Annotated in this window: 18 protein-coding genes; 12 read left to right on the top strand and 6 right to left on the bottom strand. The window is 42.5% G+C overall.

Features of this window, described 5'->3' with window-relative positions; all coding sequences use genetic code 11:
- Positions 1 to 10 precede the first annotated feature (10 nt).
- The 4 genes from ACXAGR_RS11810 to ACXAGR_RS11795 all read right to left on the bottom strand — a co-directional run bounded on the left by ACXAGR_RS11810 (position 11) and on the right by ACXAGR_RS11795 (position 4016).
- Complete coding sequence (locus ACXAGR_RS11810) at positions 11 to 1099, bottom strand: hypothetical protein (protein WP_474850458.1); 1089 nt, start codon at positions 1097 to 1099, stop codon at positions 11 to 13.
- A 73-nt stretch (positions 1100 to 1172) separates the two neighbouring features.
- On the bottom strand, positions 1173 to 2276 hold the full coding sequence (locus ACXAGR_RS11805) for a hypothetical protein (RefSeq protein WP_474850456.1): 1104 nt from the start codon (positions 2274 to 2276) through the stop codon (positions 1173 to 1175).
- An 86-nt stretch (positions 2277 to 2362) separates the two neighbouring features.
- Complete coding sequence (locus tag ACXAGR_RS11800) at positions 2363 to 3637, bottom strand: cation:proton antiporter domain-containing protein (RefSeq protein WP_474850454.1); 1275 nt, start codon at positions 3635 to 3637, stop codon at positions 2363 to 2365.
- Positions 3638 to 3710: 73 nt separating this feature from the next.
- Positions 3711 to 4016 carry a hypothetical protein gene (locus ACXAGR_RS11795; RefSeq protein ID WP_474850452.1) on the bottom strand — a complete coding sequence of 102 codons (306 nt, stop codon included), beginning with the start codon at positions 4014 to 4016 and terminating at the stop codon, positions 3711 to 3713.
- A 147-nt stretch (positions 4017 to 4163) separates the two neighbouring features.
- On the opposite strand from ACXAGR_RS11795, the gene ACXAGR_RS11790 reads away from it, so the two are divergent.
- The 9 genes from ACXAGR_RS11790 (at position 4164) to ACXAGR_RS11750 (ending at position 11552) form a co-directional block, all read left to right on the top strand.
- Positions 4164 to 4610 (top strand): PilZ domain-containing protein, encoded by a 447-nt coding sequence (locus ACXAGR_RS11790; RefSeq protein WP_474850450.1) that lies wholly within the window; start codon positions 4164 to 4166, stop codon positions 4608 to 4610.
- A complete protein-coding gene (locus ACXAGR_RS11785; protein ID WP_474850448.1) occupies positions 4604 to 5395 on the top strand; it encodes a hypothetical protein in 792 nt (263 codons plus the stop codon). The genes ACXAGR_RS11790 and ACXAGR_RS11785 overlap by 7 nt, the downstream gene beginning before the upstream one ends.
- A 96-nt stretch (positions 5396 to 5491) precedes the next feature.
- Positions 5492 to 6127, top strand: coding sequence for a hypothetical protein (locus ACXAGR_RS11780; protein ID WP_474850446.1), 636 nt, complete (start codon positions 5492 to 5494; stop codon positions 6125 to 6127).
- Positions 6124 to 6795: a hypothetical protein gene (locus ACXAGR_RS11775; protein WP_474850444.1), complete on the top strand. Its 672-nt coding sequence runs from the start codon at positions 6124 to 6126 to the stop codon at positions 6793 to 6795. Before ACXAGR_RS11780 ends, ACXAGR_RS11775 begins: the two co-directional genes overlap by 4 nt.
- A complete protein-coding gene (locus tag ACXAGR_RS11770; RefSeq protein WP_474850442.1) occupies positions 6788 to 7957 on the top strand; it encodes a hypothetical protein in 1170 nt (389 codons plus the stop codon). Before ACXAGR_RS11775 ends, ACXAGR_RS11770 begins: the two co-directional genes overlap by 8 nt.
- Before the next feature lie 158 nt (positions 7958 to 8115).
- Entirely contained in the window at positions 8116 to 8892 is a 777-nt protein-coding gene (locus ACXAGR_RS11765) for a hypothetical protein (protein WP_474850440.1), read from the top strand.
- A gap of 214 nt (positions 8893 to 9106) precedes the next feature.
- Complete coding sequence (locus tag ACXAGR_RS11760; protein ID WP_474850438.1) at positions 9107 to 10579, top strand: hypothetical protein; 1473 nt, start codon at positions 9107 to 9109, stop codon at positions 10577 to 10579.
- Positions 10580 to 10678: 99 nt separating this feature from the next.
- Positions 10679 to 11314 (top strand): transglycosylase SLT domain-containing protein, encoded by a 636-nt coding sequence (locus ACXAGR_RS11755; protein WP_474850436.1) that lies wholly within the window; start codon positions 10679 to 10681, stop codon positions 11312 to 11314.
- A 13-nt stretch (positions 11315 to 11327) separates the two neighbouring features.
- Positions 11328 to 11552: a hypothetical protein gene (locus ACXAGR_RS11750; RefSeq protein ID WP_474850434.1), complete on the top strand. Its 225-nt coding sequence runs from the start codon at positions 11328 to 11330 to the stop codon at positions 11550 to 11552.
- Here the strand turns inward: ACXAGR_RS11750 and ACXAGR_RS11745 are convergent.
- Complete coding sequence (locus ACXAGR_RS11745) at positions 11549 to 12193, bottom strand: hypothetical protein (protein ID WP_474850432.1); 645 nt, start codon at positions 12191 to 12193, stop codon at positions 11549 to 11551. The genes ACXAGR_RS11750 and ACXAGR_RS11745 overlap by 4 nt on opposite strands.
- A gap of 196 nt (positions 12194 to 12389) precedes the next feature.
- Between ACXAGR_RS11745 and ACXAGR_RS11740 the strand changes: the two genes are divergently transcribed.
- From ACXAGR_RS11740 to ACXAGR_RS11730, 3 genes are read left to right on the top strand one after another with little or no spacing between them, the layout of a single operon-like run.
- Positions 12390 to 13679 carry an EAL and HDOD domain-containing protein gene (locus ACXAGR_RS11740; RefSeq protein WP_474850430.1) on the top strand — a complete coding sequence of 430 codons (1290 nt, stop codon included), beginning with the start codon at positions 12390 to 12392 and terminating at the stop codon, positions 13677 to 13679.
- A 45-nt stretch (positions 13680 to 13724) separates the two neighbouring features.
- On the top strand, positions 13725 to 14498 hold the full coding sequence (locus ACXAGR_RS11735; protein ID WP_474850428.1) for an outer membrane protein: 774 nt from the start codon (positions 13725 to 13727) through the stop codon (positions 14496 to 14498).
- A gap of 53 nt (positions 14499 to 14551) precedes the next feature.
- On the top strand, positions 14552 to 15052 hold the full coding sequence (locus ACXAGR_RS11730) for a hypothetical protein (RefSeq protein WP_474850426.1): 501 nt from the start codon (positions 14552 to 14554) through the stop codon (positions 15050 to 15052).
- Positions 15053 to 15054: 2 nt separating this feature from the next.
- On the opposite strand, the gene ACXAGR_RS11725 is transcribed toward ACXAGR_RS11730, so the two are convergent.
- Positions 15055 to 17532 (bottom strand): hypothetical protein, encoded by a 2478-nt coding sequence (locus tag ACXAGR_RS11725; protein ID WP_474850424.1) that lies wholly within the window; start codon positions 17530 to 17532, stop codon positions 15055 to 15057.
- Positions 17533 to 17820 lie beyond the last annotated feature (288 nt).

The following is a 17820-nucleotide window of genomic DNA, read 5'->3' as shown; positions in this document are numbered from 1 at the left end:
TTTGCGCCGCTTAAAAAACAATGACGTTGTTTTTCTCATCAACAACATACTTTTTATAGGAATCGAGTCGTGGCGTTTCTCCATCGACTTCTTGATATAGCTCATATGGCATAATGACACTTCTCTGAATCGAAGTTACACCCGCATCAAGGAACTCAGGGTTCGTATAGTCAACGTCAAAGCTGGCCTTCTTGATATTCCGGCTAAAGAGACCCGTTGATACGTCGCGATCACCCTTTGTCCTCAGGGTCTCTAGCGTCCACTGGAACATGAACTTCGACTCAGGTTTAACCGAGCACTCAAACATCGACTGGATGTGAGAAGGATTGTCGGTAAACTTATCCATATAAACCCCGCCCATAAAGATCCGCTCAAGCTTAACTGGCACAATTTCTTCGAACTTTTCGTCTATCTGACCTCCGATGACAAGTAATTTGTTTCGGCAGTCCATCAAGCCAGATAAAGCAGGAAGCACCTTTTCTACCTTTTCCATGTTCAATTCTTGCGCAGTGCTTCGAAAGTCCATGAGATAAAGCGCAGGATAACCAACTGTCGGATCTACACAGGTTCCTATAGCACGAAACAGCCCCTGCGCTTTGTCCATAGGGAAAACCTTGATTTGAGGCTTTTCCGGCCATGACTCTTCGGCCTTCAGGATTTCCGCATAGCGGGAAATGCCAATTTCAAACTGCGTTTTCCGGCACTTGCGACGTTCTTCCATAGCAATATTCAACAATCTCTTCTTCAGACCTTGTAAATCCGGTAAGGATGAAAGTTGATAGGTAGAAAAATTGTTGGCTAGTTCGATCTGCATTTCAGCAAACATCTTTGATGTTGGCCAGCCCGAGTCTTTCGGATAGTAGGTGAAATTAGTTGGCAGTTTATCTACGACACCTTGCATCGCAAATTTATACTTCAGGGCTGTCATGCTTGTATTAAGCATTTCCAGCGCAGCTTTTAAGAGTGCATCACCCAACTCATCGCCCGTCAACTGATTAACTTTACAATCAGTAACTGCAATCGCTTTATTGATCGCATTGCTTAAAACAGAAAGATAATCGTGAATGTCATCACGATGCGAGATGGTTTTATACTCCATCTTAATAATCCTTTTTGTTGCTGTAATTGGATCAGTAAAGGCACTGTCACCAGTGCCTTTCTAAATGCATAAATTACTGATAATTTGCGCTATCGTGATCTTTAGTCACTTGACCAAAACGACGATTGTACTCTTCATCATATACAGTTTTGCGACGCATCAGCTCATTGGCATCAGCCATCCGGCCCTTCTGGTTCTCCATCATATCCATCAGGGAGTTCTTGGCTGACGCCGCGATGGAAGTCTGAAGCTCAGCAGCAAATTTATCCAGTTCTTCACCGACCTGATTCAGCTTATGTGCCTCGCGCTGACTTTCAGCCGTTTTCATTGACGTTTCCAGCTGCTGATAGTTGTGATAGCGCTGCTCAGTATCGGTTTTCAGCTTGTTGATCATTGTTTTGTGCGCGGTGCGCTGATCTTCCAGTGCCGAAACCGAAGCACTATTAAGTGTGCGGAATCGTTCAAGCGTCTGACTTTGACTCAGCAGAACCGTTTCACGGTCTTGAAGATCTTTGTACTTGATGGACTGCTCTTGAATAACGATATCAAGCTTGGAACGTTCTTCAGCCGTTTCAACAGATTCTTTCTGCTCAGTAAGGCGAACCAGCTCCTGTGACACATCATCCAGTTCCGCAGATACCTTTGTCTTTTCCTCAAGGAGCTGACTTCGACGGTCAGTAATTTCAGTTAGGTTGCGACGCGCAGTATCCAGCTTTTCTTCAACATCCGCGAGTTCAGCTGACAAAATCGCGGTAATACCGTTGGATTTTTCCAGCAGATTGTTCAGGTTATCCATTACGGATGATTTTGAGATACGCTCTTGGCGCAACTCCTTGGCCTTAGATTCGCTGAAAAAGCCAACAATCTTTTCGCTCAATGTTGCACTTTGCATTGAAGAAAAATCGGTCAGGATGCCATTCGTGCTTTCATCAAGAAGATTGATCAATCGAACCAAGTTCTGTTCCATTGCTGCGTTGGCTTCTTTCATCTGAGAAAGGTTAGCAGTTTCCAGATCAACAGCGATTTTATCCTGATCTTCAATTCGGAAGCCTTCGTCAGAAAGCGACTTGTAGAGGGATTGCATTTTCTCAGCAGCTTCCTGACGCTGAGTCTCCGCCTTCTGCGTACTCTTCGTGGCCTGCTCCATTTCCTGCATTAAAACTTTATCATCAAACATGTTGTTGTTCCTTAAAAATACACCGTATAAAATAGGTCGTTAATATAAAACTTAATTCAGTTGATTGCAACTGATATCGGATTAAATCAGAGTTTCTTCCCAATAAGCTTTATCGTTAATGAAAGCATTAAGGGGAGCACCAGTGTTGAAATAACAATAACACCAGACATAATTACCTCAAATTGAATCTTATGCTCATAACTGTCTGGTAAAAAAATACTCATCATTGCTAGGGATAGCCCACCTCGGACGCCCGCAAATCCAAGCACGGGTATCCAAGACGCTTTCATGTTTTCAACTCGTGAAGACAGATTGGACAAGCCTACTGCTTTACTCATCATCACAAATCTGATCAGCGTAGTTGATAAGAATACGGCCAAGATGGGCTTCCAGTTATCGCGTAATGCATCCCAATCCAAAGTCGCTGCCATGGCGAGAAAGATCGCCGCAACCGCTAATAATCCAAAGGACTTCAAGTTAGCGAGTACCGCTTTATGGTTCTCTCTGCTTACAATTGTACTGATCTTGCCATGATATTTACCTGATGTATCCATAGCGTCTGTAATCTGCTCCTGTTCAGTATCCATAAACTTAAGTATGTAATGAACAGTAAGAACGACATCTACCACGACGGCGAGAATACCCGATGCATGAAAATAGTGCTCTGCTCCGTAAAATGCTGCATATGCAGACAAAACAATAAGTAAGAATTCTAGTAATGGATCTCTAGTCAGCTTTAACAAGCCTATGCACACAAAGCCAATAACCCCGCCCAAAACAAGAGGAGCAATAATGGTAGTCGCTAATTGCACCAGCATTTCACTGGTGGCATGAGAACCACTTACAGATAAAAAGCTAACACAAACCCCGTAACAAATCATGGCAACGAGATCATTCAGTAGACTTTCTGCCTCAGCAGTAACTTTAACCTCGTGAGGTATGTCTTTTCTGCCACCCATAACAGAACCAACCGCCACAGGATCGGTGGCTACAGCGGGAATATAAAGAAGTGCCAAGTCAAGATAGCTAAAGCTATAATCCGGAAGGATAAAGTGGTGAATAAGCACAGCAGATCCAACACTCAAAATTAGGCTTACACATGCCAGATAGAAGAAACGGAACCAATGACGCTTAAAATCTGCCCACTTGATACCCGATGCATCGCCAGCAATAAGTAACGGCAGAAGCGCAGTCAGAATTGCACTGAACGTCACATAATCCATAAAAGAAGAAAACAGACCAAGCTGCGATGCCGCCAAGGAGAAACCCATCAGAGAAACAGGAAGCGACACCTTGAAACGCTCCTGTATCAATAAGGATGCGCAAAGTATCGCTATTGCGGCAATAGCTAATTCAATCATAAATTTTACTCAGAAAATGTTGTTGTTAGCATTATAATACTTCAATTATATTTAATTTCAATCAAATCGCTCTTTATTTTCGCCATGACTTAAGTGATGGCGACAGATCTTCAGTCAGAACCTGAAATGCCGGAGGGAGTTTCTCATTTGTTCGCATTTGCTCTTCGAGCAATACCACAAGGATTTGCTTGTCCGTCTCCCACCGAGTGGCTAATTCTCTCAATTGCTGCTCTGACAGTTCTCCGATATCCATAATTTTTGCAATCTCAATACGGTTATCCAACATCATTGCGTGCAAACGGTAACTAGTGTCAAAATTCTTTGCTAAGACAGCCTGCGTATTACCACTGTCTGAGTAAAGCGCCGTGGTTATCGCCACTAAGCATAATGTGACCAAGGAACCAAGACAAAAAGGCAGTAGAGAATTACGCATAAGATTAACTCAAAAAATTGACAAAAAAATTGACGAGATTGCAGTCTGTTTTTATACTTCATTTATATATAAAACACAACAAATTTTGACGCTATGACAACAGCATCTTTAATAAGCACAGATAATAGACGGCGACATGACCGCAGAGTTGCGCATTGGGAAATTATAGTGAGAATGCCTAACGGCAAAGGGTTTGTGTCCCGAACTATTGATGTGAGCGCTGGTGGAACACTAATAATATCTCCGGTAAAAATACCGGAAGGACATGTGGTAACAATCCACATGAAAGCACTTATTTTCGGCCAAAACTACAATTTTCGTTTCACATGCGAGTGTAAGTTCGTCACATTAGCGGGTTCGTTTTACAAGTGCGGCATGCAACTTATCTCCCCTAATGCCAGAGACACCAAATTATTAAATGCTTATACCAGCAAGCAAACCTCGACACAATCACTGTCAAGCTTCTATGATCGCACAGACACCTCTCCCCTTCCCTCCTTAAACAAAGTCGAGACCATCCAGCAGGACATACTATGTTAAAATATAGCTGGTTCACCCTGATAGGTGCAATCCTGCTGATTATAGCAATAACCAGCTTACGCTTTTACGAACCTATCACAACATTACCACCCTCCTTAAACAACGCAGTTGTCAATAAGTGGCAAAACATGAACTGGAAAGGAGATAACAAGCACTTATGGGGAATCAAATGGGAAAAGCTATGGGGGATGAAAATACATGCCTCAACAATGGGTTATCAAAATAGCGAATTTCAAGAGATTTACTCGTTTAAAAATTCAAGAATCACCATACTAAGCTCACCGGAAATAGGTCTTAGTGTAAGCGGCACAGTAAAGCTACAGAAGAATAATGACAATGACGTAACAATTTCGCTGAAATTAAGAACAGAAAAAGGTATCCAGCTTTCAATGATCGCCAGCCTACAGCCTGAGAATGCTGTTATCAATGATATTGCTGTGAAGGTTCGATTGTTACGCCCACAAGATAACCTGAGTCTCATGTCGTCAGCAAGCTTGATGAGCATGCTAAAAGGTTTGGAGGAAAACACCCAGAAAGGTGCCATACCTGTTTCGCTTAAACAAACCATCAGGGACTCGCGGCAGGCTTTCGAAAACAATGCACCGATAGCAATCTATTTGACTCTAAAAAATCAGATTGAAGCAGATAAGTTCCCGTTATTAATAGCTAATATGAATAAAGACATTGTAAAAACCGTGATAGCCAATGATATCAAAGTTTCCTCTGTTAAGCGCGATACAGAGAAAAAAGACTTGGCAACAGAAATTAATACATGGTATAAATAAACAATTGAAGGCTTGGCCTCTTAGTCTTCAATGTGGTGATGCCCTCACCATAGCCTACGCTCTGCGTAGGCTAATCTTTTAAAGGTTCAAAAGTTTATGATAGAACAGTATTTGGCTATGACTGGACTATGCGAGTATCAGCATCTACCCCATGTCACAATTGATAGTTTATTGAAAATTCCGGCACTTAACCCAATGCACGACGCCGGTATTTCATTATCAAACAATGATTTACTTTTGATGCATGTCAGTATGCTGACACTGCTTTCAAATGCATTGAGGCAGTCTAGGGCATCGATATCCACTTCTGAACTATACAAACTCGATCATAAATATCCTGAACTTGATTCCTACTTCTCAGGTATCTATAGCGAAGACTCATTCTTCACTCACACCACCCCAACAGGTGGTCGTCGCGCAACTATCGTTGAATCAGTTGAGTGCGGGCGTGCAATTTTTCGGGCCTGTAAAATTTCGCCTTTTTCAATTATTGCCCTCAATTGTTTTTGCGTTGATGGAGAACAAACTAATTTACTGACTTCCTTAGTAAGAGGGAGCGATCCTGTTTTCAAACTATTATTTGCAAACCACTTCCCTACCGAAGAAGTTTTCCATGACCTGTACATGGGTTGCAGGCAACGCATTTTTTTAATGAGAGAACCTTCCGTGTCGTTCCAAGTCGGCAACGAGAGCCTTAAGATCGTTGAACTCCAAAAGGGGTTCCCTCAATGAGATGGTTGACTATTGGCTGCTCGATGGCACTAGAGGAAGAGCAGATTCTTTTACGATGTCACGAACTGTATAAAGTGGTGACCAACACAATCTGCCCAACAGCCAGTGAGCAGGCAGGATGGGCTTTAGTCATAGAAAAAACAGAGAAAAAGCGGTTTTCTCCATTGCTATCCGACAGTCTTGAATTTGCACCCAACTATTTACTGTTCACTCTGATTATCACCTTGCCTGACGATGCTGAGATAAACGAATACGATTGCGAAGGCGAAGAGTGTAGTGAAATACGTTTTTCCACTATGCGCTCTTTTGAAAGCTTTGAAGCCAGTATTGAGGGGCTTTCTGATGATGGAGTTATTCTGTCGCAAAATGAATGCTTCCATAACGGGAGAGCTGAAAGTGTGTTTACCATATTGGATAATAAGGGACGGCTTGCTACGTCACACATAACAGCGCAGACGGGGTGGGACATACTTGGGGGAAACCACATTAACCAAATGTTTGGAGAACCCCGTTTCTCAGAAATAACCTGCACCCCCCTTTTATCTTTCAGATCTCATATGACAGAGGCAGATTTCGCTGATAAATTTTTGTGGCTTGCCGTATCACCATCACAAACCAATTATAAATTTGCTGGCCTGATCCCATGGAGTATCACCGACAGTGCTTGATTTGGAGAGGGCTTTTTCTGAAGACAATCATCGCATTTTTTTTCGAACTGAAATAGAAATGCCATATGAGCTGCTGGAGGATGCTTATAAACTATTCTGGCAAAGCATAGAGGATAAAAAATATAACGTTGCAGTATTTCTTATGCGCAAACCCTATTTTGAACCCTTTATAAGATTAAAAAAACCAAAGAATTGGATTTCTCTCCTGTGCGCTAACTCAGAAATGATCAGCTTGGCATGTGAGTTTCATATTCACCCTGCAAAAATCCGTATACATGAGGCTATTAGCCTTCTGCATATTGCTACGAAAATGCATTTAGCAAGCAAAAAAGGAATAGACAATCTTATTGATCATTTTGATTACCAAGATTTTGATAGTCTTCTTCAAAGCAGAGTCTCCAGCCTTCTTAAAAGCCTGATGGGACAACAAGAGTGGTACTGGGTTGAAAAAATGACTGATTGGGGGGTGAAGTTCAAGAGCGACAGTATCGATCTATGGGCAAAAGAAGGACTGGGACTTAACACTAAAAATGTTAATTTCAAGAATTGGCCGACAGTAAGATTAAGACACCTCAGAAAGGACTTAACCCCCCTTTTGATCAACCCAACCGATGAGGTAATTTCTGCGATTGTTGCGAATAATCACATGAGAACGTTTGCAAGAATGACGAAGCTGCTACCATCAAAACAGCACAGAGGGCGACTGATTCGCAGGGTCATACAAGAGGCGTTGCTTCAGCCGTCATCAGAGTTCAGTACAGCCTTTTGCCAGTCTAACGGTAAGCTCGTGGCTGCCGTATTCAGGCCCAACGAAGAGTGGGCTAAGAAAATTTTCCAAAAGAAAAAATTATGGCCTATTGAGAAGTTTATTTTAGAAGAAAAAAGCACCGACTTGATTGAGTGGACAGCAAAAGAATCTCCTATCTCACTATCCTCTATTGAGAACGACTTAAAATCTATTAACAACCTGCCCAAATGGAAGCGGGCACTGTCGATCAGATATATGGCGAATGAATGTGGACTTGAAGCTGTAGTTCCTAAGATAACCCGCAAAAAGCAACTATTGGATTTAGTCTGCGATGAATACCCGCCATACGAGATTATGATACATTGCGACAATATGGACTACCGTGCCTCATTAATGGCACTTATCGGAAGTTAAAAATAAACGCTCTTTTTTTTGACAATTACGGCACCCGTGGTATTTTGGTAATTAATAAGTCAAATATTTACAACGCAATGATCAACATACTATTGTCTATACTAAAAAATATGCTGCTTCCCGAAGCAAATAATGAACCTTTTCCAGAGGATATATAGGTGTCAAAATGCCACGTCAGAGTTACAGAGCTGGAATTAATTAATATGCTTAAAGGTGACACTTTGGCTATTAATCCATCCTCTCTGCATGATGATGAACTTTGGCTTGTGAAGATAGTGACGGTATTACTTTTGCGAAAAGCAGAGATCAGCCAATGGAAATCCCTGTTTATTGAGCTTCAAAATAAAAACTTGTGTGGCGAATTAAACCGGCTATTTTATTTTAATGATCTTAAAGCCCTGTTAAGCAGTTACACAACACAAGAATTACCCATCTACCGCAATATTGACATAAAACGAGAGTTAAATGTTATTGATCTTATCGCACAGTCTGAAGTGCAAGATACACAAAGTATTTTCATTGCAATGCTGACGGTATTCAAAGGCAGCATTGTAAAGGACTGTTTGTCGAGCGCTGTCAGAGCGTCGAATATGGCACTTCTCAAGACAGTGATGGAAGCAAACCCTTTTGAATTTGAGCTTTTTAAAAACGAACTGCTATCCATTGCCCTCGACGCGGAAAACTGGACAGCATCTAAGTACATAAGATTGGCGGGTGGGTTCCGCATCAGATCGCTTTTTGATATGTTCCGAAATGACGCAACCAAGAACGATGCATACCTTATTTTGTCGAGCATGAGCTGCGAAGAAATAGGCTCTCATATAGATTCTGTCGATGATTTTCAAATTGCAATGAACATAAAGCAGGTAGAGTTTTGTGAGTTAATTTCCTGCATAGATGCCGAACTCCGGACAGACTTGATATCAAAACTCTGACTTAGCAAGGACGATATTTAATAGTATCACTGTAGTGACATTTAACAGTATTACTGTTAATCTGAGATCCTCAATAAGGATATATGATACTGTTCTACCACAACAACCATTACAACGTATACAGCAGAATTTAATTAACGAACCCATATCTATTGACAGTTGACGAGTTTTGGGTTATTATGATCTTACACAACGGGATTTAATACGGTATTTTATGAACAAGAACATTCATCCGATGGTTGCAGCCGCTGAAATTGGCAACCTTAAAGACATCGAAAAAGAATTAGCTTTCAAGGATTTCTCAGACCAAGACTACGTAGCCGCATTGAGTCGAGCTGGCGGTCACGGGCACCTTAACGCGCTGAAATTACTCGCGAGCAGTCCCTATAACCGGCCTGAACATAATGAAAAGGCATTAAAATGGGCTGCGCGGCATGGAAAGTTAAGCTGCGTTCGTTTTTACATCGAAGAGCTTAAGGTTCCCGCTACTGCATTTAACAGTGCAGGCCTTAGAATCGCAGCACAGCACGGCAAACTAAAAGTAGTTACTTATCTCGCAGAGAATGGTGGAGATATTACTGCACATGATAACGAAGCGATAAAATACGCTGTCAGATACCATCACGATGATGTCGGCGAGTTTCTTATTATGAATGGTGCCAACCCTGCTCTATCTCGTTCTGAGATCGAACGGACGGGCCGTGATGTGGTCTATCAGAGCAGCACCAGAACGGGCAACTTCGATATTGACCAGTGGGATTTGCTTTACCGGTGCGGTACTAAATATGCAGATTTGCCACGTACATTTGCTGCAATGTTGAAAAGAAAGGCTGAACTTGCAATTCCGCAGGTGGCATTGGATACAGCCCTTCAAAAGGTCGCCAGTTACGGACTCTTACAGCCGTATAAGGTACTGCGAGAGCACGGCGCTTGCGTGAACAGCAACAATGTAGCAGCACTAAGTGAGGCGGCTCGCTTTGGCCACGAGGAAATGGTCACCTACATTCTGCATAACGAAGAGTTTGACAGAGAGACTGGAATCCAGCGGGCGCTGAAGAAATCTATGGAAGTAAATTGTGATAAGATTAGCAGCATTCTCATGTTGCAAATTGAAAACGATGCGAGCATAGAGAATCCCGTCGTTCTGCTTGAAAGATTCCTGAGATACAAGCAGTTTGAGAGCGCAAAGGCTCTCGTACAGCGTAATGTATGGATGCTAAGCTTGGAGTCAACAAGCATGCAGATCATCCGCTATGGAAATACGGAACTGGTTAAGGAAGCAATCAGAAAAGGAATGCAGGTTCTGGGTACGGATGAGAATTATGTTGACGCTGCAATTGAACGCTTTAACTTCGATGTTGCTGAACTTCTCATTGAAGAAGGCCTGATGCCTAAGGACGTTCAAAACTGCTTGGTTCAGGTGGCGAAACATGGTCGTGATCACTTTATCAGTTACTTCCTTACGCTGGGTGCCCGAGCAGATGCTAATAACTCTGAGGCGTTAAGAAATGCTGCTCAGTATGACCATATCAACAGCGCTAAAATTCTTAGAGCACATGGAGCAAAAACAACCGAAGACATGCTTGAAAGTGCCTCTGAAGAAATGCGTGACGTCCTTACTATGAGTTATAACCGACTAGAAGGCATTGTTCAGGAGCTTCAAAACCAAAGAAAGCTTGCAGTTTAATTCCGGAATTTAGAAAACCCTCCCGCTGTGGAGGGTTTTTTGTTTACACGCAGCTACTTTTGTGATACTATTCTTGTGTTTTATATGCAGGTATTTATCATGTTTAGAAATCTCTTTTTGGCTGCGCTTGCGATAGCGGCAACCACTTCTGTATGGTTAGTAGGGGAAGTTGGCTTGAAAGCCAAATACAATACTGCCAAAGAACTCCGCATTGGTATACGCTATCCAGTGCCTATTCGGCATGACCGTATATCTCACAGTTTGACATGGGAGCAGGAACTTACATTTTTTTCCAAACAGTTGGAAAGAGGGTTTGGCATACCAGCAAACATTTCTGTAAAATACGCACCAGTTATAATGTCAGCATCTATCAACACCGGACTGTCTGAATACCAGATAGCTTCATGGATAATGACGGAATCAAGCTTTAGGTCAAAGGCAGTCTCCTCTGTTGGTGCATATGGGGCGACGCAAATCAGGCCGGAATTTTGGGAAGAATTCTGCGTTAACAAAGACCTTGATCTGTATACGCTTGAGGGAAATGTTTTATGCGGTGCTGAGATTCTTACTGAGTTGCGATTTAAATTCTGCAACGGTGATCTTGAATGCGGGTTATCGCACTACAATGTTGGCAGGACAAACTTACTCAGTAGCAATGAGTATAGGAAGGCTGGCATGAGATACAACACGAAAATCGAAGCTTATAGTAGAAAGTTAGCACTGATAAATTTGTAAAGGTTTCATAAGAATGAAAGCAAAACCCCAAACCATGGTTGATGAATATATTAATCTATCTGTTGCCGATAGACATCTTTTTCTGAGAGATATAGGGGCGCATAAAAATATGGCCAAGCTGGGTGAATTTTTTTCCCGAGAAGATGTTTCGGTAAGCAAAAGAACGCGAAGAGTGATGCAAGACGACGTAGCTGGGTTGATAAGCAGACGTTTGGTTGCTGTAATACCGCCTAACTAACGGCGGTATTGCTGTGTAATCTCGTTTCTAAGTTTCCACCCCTCACTACCTTTAATATAGTCCATCTTTAATAACTGATCTACTATAGCAAGCGGAGTCCGTTTTAGTACGACTGCGGTGGCGTCTACGGAAAATTTCTTCTGGACAAAATACTCTTTTAGAGTGGCATTGTCTTGCTCTGTCCAGAGTTTGTTGTTGTTATCCGGCAGGGATAAAATCGCATTATCAATCCCTATTCGCAAGCCTGCCTGCAAGTTGGCTACTTTAGCTTCCTCATCATTGAGTCCAATAGACCTGATAACTGGAACAAACTCTCCCTGCCAATGAAGCATAGGGCTAATCTTGAAATAGAGCGCGAGTTCGCCCTTTGGAATTTCTACGAATTGATCTTGAAAAAGAAGCTTAGTATAGCTGGAAAAGTGCCCTAATAAATCATCCTGATCTTTTGCCAGAATACGAAAAATTTGCTTGGCTTCAGGTTGCTCCTTTTGAAACTTCTGAATATCCAATGCTTCTACCATGACTACGCCTTTGTCATCAAAGGCGAGTTGCGTAACCATCGCCTTAACCCAGACGCCTTCTTTATAGACCCTGCGAAATTCCACGTTAACGTGGTCGATAAACTGATTAATGTGCGCCATAAGAAACTAAAGAATGTTGTTGTTATGCCGATAATACCATATAACGGGTTCACTGCAATTTTTCGGTCAAAAAATATTACAACTAAATAAGTAGCTAATATTAAAGTACTATAAATTGACTTGCGGTATTCCTTGTGATACATTCAAGATTAACAAGAGGGTAATACCCTCATTACAGCAGCAGAAAAGGTTTAAGATGATTCGCTTTACAGCCCGACAACCGGTATTTAATAGGCTCCAGAGAGTGGTGGCTTATGAGTTACTGCATCGCGAGTCGATGGAAAATCGTTTTCCGGAGCACATCAGTCCAATGGAAGCCACCAGCAAAGTTTTGGTAAATGCTTTCCTTGACACAAATATTGATGTAATAGGAAGAGGGAAATCTGTACTTATAAACTTTCCAGAAGAAGCTTTGGCTGAGAACTTCGCAGAGGTTGCACCAAACGATAAAATAGTTCTTGAGATCTTGGAAACAGTAAAGCCAACCCTTCGCATGCTCGAAATCTTTAAGAAGCTATCAGGTAAGGGCTATAGACTTGCCTTAGATGATTTTAATTACGCACCGGAATGGAAGCCTTTTTTAAAATACGTTAATTTTATTAAGTTCGACATTCAGGCCACTCCTCTTCCAACACTATCTCCTGTGCTGGCAATGCTGGAGAAAGAATTTCCAAAAGTGCGTCTACTGGCGGAAAAAGTAGAGACACACGAAGAGTTTCGTCTGGCAAAATCGATGGGCTTTCATTACTTTCAGGGGTACTTCTTCGCCAAACCTGAAGTTATTCACTCTGATATCATCGACATATCCAAATCCTCTCTGATGAATATTTATATGGAGGTTATGAAACCGGATTTCTGTGAAGCAAAGTTATCCATGCATTTTCAATGCGACCTCCCTCTTTGTGTAAAATTGCTAAAGTATGTGAACACTGCTCATGCACGCATGAACATCGGCAGCAAATCACGTCGCACTAAAGTTGAAATCAGCAGTATCCGACAAGCAATACTCTTTCTTGGACAGGATCTTATCCGCAGATTCGTATGTCTTCTTGTTACTTCAGAATTAAGCTCGAATAAGCCTGCCGAGCTGCTTTCTACGAGCATATATCGCGCCCGATTCTGCGAGAATATTGTGAAGCTTACCCCATTCAAAGACTATTCAGAGCGTGCTTTTATGACAGGCCTCTTCTCCACTCTCGATGCCATTTTAGACAGACCAATGGAAGCTATCATGAGTAAGCTCCCAATCGACAGGGATATCAAATTGGCGCTCGTGCAGAATGTCGGATTGCTTAGCGGAGTCATTAATATTGTTAAAGCTTATGAGCAAGGCAAGTGGCTTGCAGTAGACAGCCTGTGTGACAAGATCGATCTCGACAGAGCCAAAGTAGGCATATGCTATCAGAAGGCCATCGAATGGGAGCGAGACCAGATAAAATCATTGTCGCACAGTACAAATTCGGCTAAAGTGTCGGCTGTAGCATAATAAACAATCTATTTTAAATAGCTATTCCCTTAAGGATAATTTTATATGAACACCAATTTATTTACTGCGGGCTTAATTGCCTCTGCCATCAGTGCTTATACCTTTGCGTCAGAAGATGTGAAGCTTAAATTTATGGGCGGCGTTGCCGATAATGCGCAATTTGTCACAGCCACTACTTCATATGACTATGTAGTTACAGGCACTGATGGTTTAGTTACTGATTCTGCTTCAGACTCCTTTTCACAAAGCCAGAAAAGTGCTGATAATTTAGGCGTAGCCGCTGTGGGCCTTGAATACCAGTTTACTGATATGGTGGGCATGGAGGGCCGATACTACTTCGGCATCAATGAAAGTGAATACAAAATGGATATCTTTGAGTCAGTCAGTGAGTTCGACAGCTTCCTTGGCTCTTACACTGAATCAGGGAATAATTTTTCATACACCGCATCTGTTGAAAATGCAGCGGCACTGCTGGTCAACTTAGAGACACCAAAGTTTCACGGGCTATCTGTGTATGCTCAAGGTGGCTTTGGCGTCGTCACTAACGGCTTCGGAAACATTGATGTCAGCAAAACAAACTTTGTATACGGTGGCGGCGTTGAATACGCGGTAAGCGATCAGATTTCGTTCTTCGCCGATTATCTCGTTTTCCCTGAGACAGGGTTCTCAATTTCAGGGAATGATATATTCGGTGAAGAAGGATATTATTTTTATGAAGATACGGTAGGCGACGACACGCGGGAGTTTTTGGTAAACGCAAATGGTGAAGGGCGCATCAGCAATAACTTTCTTACCGCAGGCTTCATAATGAAGTTTTAAACCCACGGTTTGGGAAGGCGACATTTGTCGCCTTTTTTATTTGGTTAAACTATATGAAAGTTTATTTTATACCTGAGAAGCAATTGCGCGATGACCTTCTCGCACACTCTGACAGCATCAGAGAGCTTTTTCTTACTCACGAAGCCACCTATGGAAACTACAGTGTATTTGAAGAGGACAGGATTAACCCAGAATGGATGAAGCGGGTGTTGATAGACCTCTACATGAAGGACAACATCACCGCCCTACAGGCGAGCACCAACGCCTACATGGTGAATGTAAAAGAGGTAGTATCAGCCTACCGCAGAAGCAAACACAGTAATTATATTCACCATATACCATACCACCCAAAGGCACGTTTTATCCTTCCTGTGCTAAATGATGAATTCCCAGAGCAAGACATCGAGGCACTACTACAGGCACTGGCCAAGAAAATTGAATACAAAGAGATTGAAAAGCCTCCGGTCATCGAAATACAGAATCCTGAAATAAGGAAGCTGCCATTATTTCTTGAAAGAGGCTATTTTGCATTAAACAACATGTCGCTAGCCTGATGCTAGCGAATATTTTGGGTTGTTATAGAGGAGCAAGCCTCTCCTCTTATAACTGCACTGATCCCCTCATATAGCTCAGTGATATCAGTAACCATTGCAACACCCAACAACGAGTCTTCGAAGCCCTCCAGCTCCTCATGGAGAACAGGATCTATCTCCGCCAGATAAGTCATTTCATCGCGATAATACTTGTTAACTTTAGCAGTAGTTTTGTCAAACCGTACCCATATCATATGAGAGCGGGTGATGTTCTCCAGCAAGCCCGCTGTCAGCGAACCCTCTCCCGTCGCTGATAACACAGGGGTATTAACTCCTTCCCCGTCTCTACCTGCAAGAACATAAAGTGCGTTCTCGCCCTCGCCTGCATCTGACACACGGTTCATTGCAGGTACAACATCACCATATACTTTAGAGCGACGAAAAGCCTCGCAAAATGCAGTTACACCAGAGAGACCGCCAGCAACGAAATCATCAAAATGAGGATAACGACTGGTGCCCGCAGAGTGTAAAATACACTCACGGTTGTGCCATTTCACAAACAATGGCAAATGCATCATATTCTTAGCCACGATTGCACGCATTGCCTTGCCAAGGCCGGGGATCTCATGAGAGATAGGGGAACTTACATGCAGCGTATCTTTATAGCGGTAAATAAGCTGACGCAGATAGTTCGAAGCAACATGCCGACTTTCCAAGCCAGCAACAACCAGCCTCAGCACACCATTACCATCATTACTCAGAACCTGATAAGGTTGCCCGTTTAGCTGTTTACTGTCCCGCCCATGACTAATAGTCATATCGAACTTAAGAATATCGCCAACTTTTGTTTTTATCGGTGACTGAAGTCGCAAACAAAGCCCTCTGGCAGACACATTAAGAGTCCTGCCATAGATTGGAGATGACCTGTCCGGTGAGGCTGGCAAAATGCAGTCAAACTGCATCAGGTAACGATCTTCTGAGCGCAACTCTGTTGATTCGAGCATGACGACGTTTCGCACCAAAGCGCCCTTTGTTGTGCCAACGTAAAATGGTTTTATTGTTTTTGCATTCCGGCACTCAGACTTTACTACTAAAGACATAGTATGGCGCACTAAAGAGGTGACATCAGTCAGGGTGATCAGAGTATTCAGAGGTCGTAAGATTTCAGCCACCCGCCTTGAAAGTGGCTTATTAAACAACGCAATTTGCGGCGATACCCAATCGGGAACCGCAGCCTCATGACGGGCATCGCCTTGTGCATCAACAGGTATTGCTGAAACCTTCAGGCACCGCCAGTCCATTTTGCAAATAGCTTTCAACGCTACTACTGCGTCATTGTCTGACAACAGTTGCGTCAATGTCAGCGCATAGATCCTACCCTCAGATACCCCTGTGAAAACATACTCTTCAAATAATGCATCACCATCCGAAAGAAAGCTGACATTCAACGAAGGCAGATTAAGTAACTTGCATGCAAAATTTTTCGTACCACCAAAGTACTTGAAAAGGTTTTCATTGGCAGCTGAACGCTGAATGACTTTCACTTCTCTCTTACCACCAACACTGTCGTGTCCGCACAAAATAGACAAGCCCGCATAAACACTCTGCGCTTTGGACTCAAGCATTTTTGCCGTAATAGACTGAACAAGGGGTGTTCTGTGTTTCTGCACTGTCTCCTTCGCCACCCGCTCCATTCCTTGGCACACTGCACGTATTGACTCGACAGATGGGGAATTATTTTCTGATCTGAACACAACCTTATAAAAAGTATTCACCTTTGAGAAAGAATCTTTTATATGCGCTATTTTACCGCGCAATGAAAAGGAGGTGATATCACCCAGCGGTCTCGCCAGATTAAATACCCTGATAAAAATACTGCCTGTTGGTGATGATAATGAGCGAAACGGTGCCTTGATAACGATACCGGCTTCCGAAAAGTCAATAACCTCCCCCACTGTACCTAATGTACAACATTCTTCATCGGTGAGTTCTGCGTCAGGCCGAGACAAAACTGCCGCAGCTCCATACACACCGATTTTTTCATCGCGACAGAAAGTGTCAGAGGATAGTCGGTTTATTAAAATAGTAGAACGATCTACAACAACCACGTTTTTATTATATTCCTTTTTCTTCGCTTCCTGCTGCTCGGCGTAACGTGCTTTTGCATCATTTAAAATCAAGGAATATGCACCTCGGGTAAATATCCCTGAACTTGCCTTAATCAGCCGGAAAAAGGTACTTTTTGATACCGGATCAAGATAATGAATTATCTTATCATGCTCAACTTCGACACACGTATCAAAAAGCATCCTTAAGTCTAAAACCAAAGTACATGGTTTTGCGAGTCGGCGTATTTCCATTTTCAACAGAAAAAGCTTGTGAGCATTGCACTTCGGTGCCAGCTTTTTTAACAAAACATCTAACTTGGGATGCTGCGCATAGGGCACCAAGCCGTGAATAATTTCGGCGTACTCATTCAGGTCAGGGCTGATATTTTCCATACATTCTGCTGTTCGTGCTACTATAAATACATCATATATAATAGTTTCGGTGCAATAAATAATCAAATTTTAGAAGGTATATTTTCCAGCAACAGGTTTTCCCTGCCCCTAACTACACTGGCTTCATCATCTATTTTATTTTAGTAATGCAGCGTATGTAGTACGGTCGCAATACTATTTGTGTGCAATCAGAGAGAAAGACGAACTTATTTTGCATTCTGTTTTACGACCGCAGGCGGATAAGACTTTTGCAGACATGTGTACTCAGAAATTTTAAACACGACCACA

The organism is Alteromonas sp. ABH4_457 (genome assembly GCF_056160625.1).
Note: the sequence above shows the minus strand (reverse complement) of the source record. Positions and strands in the feature narration are given on the sequence as shown.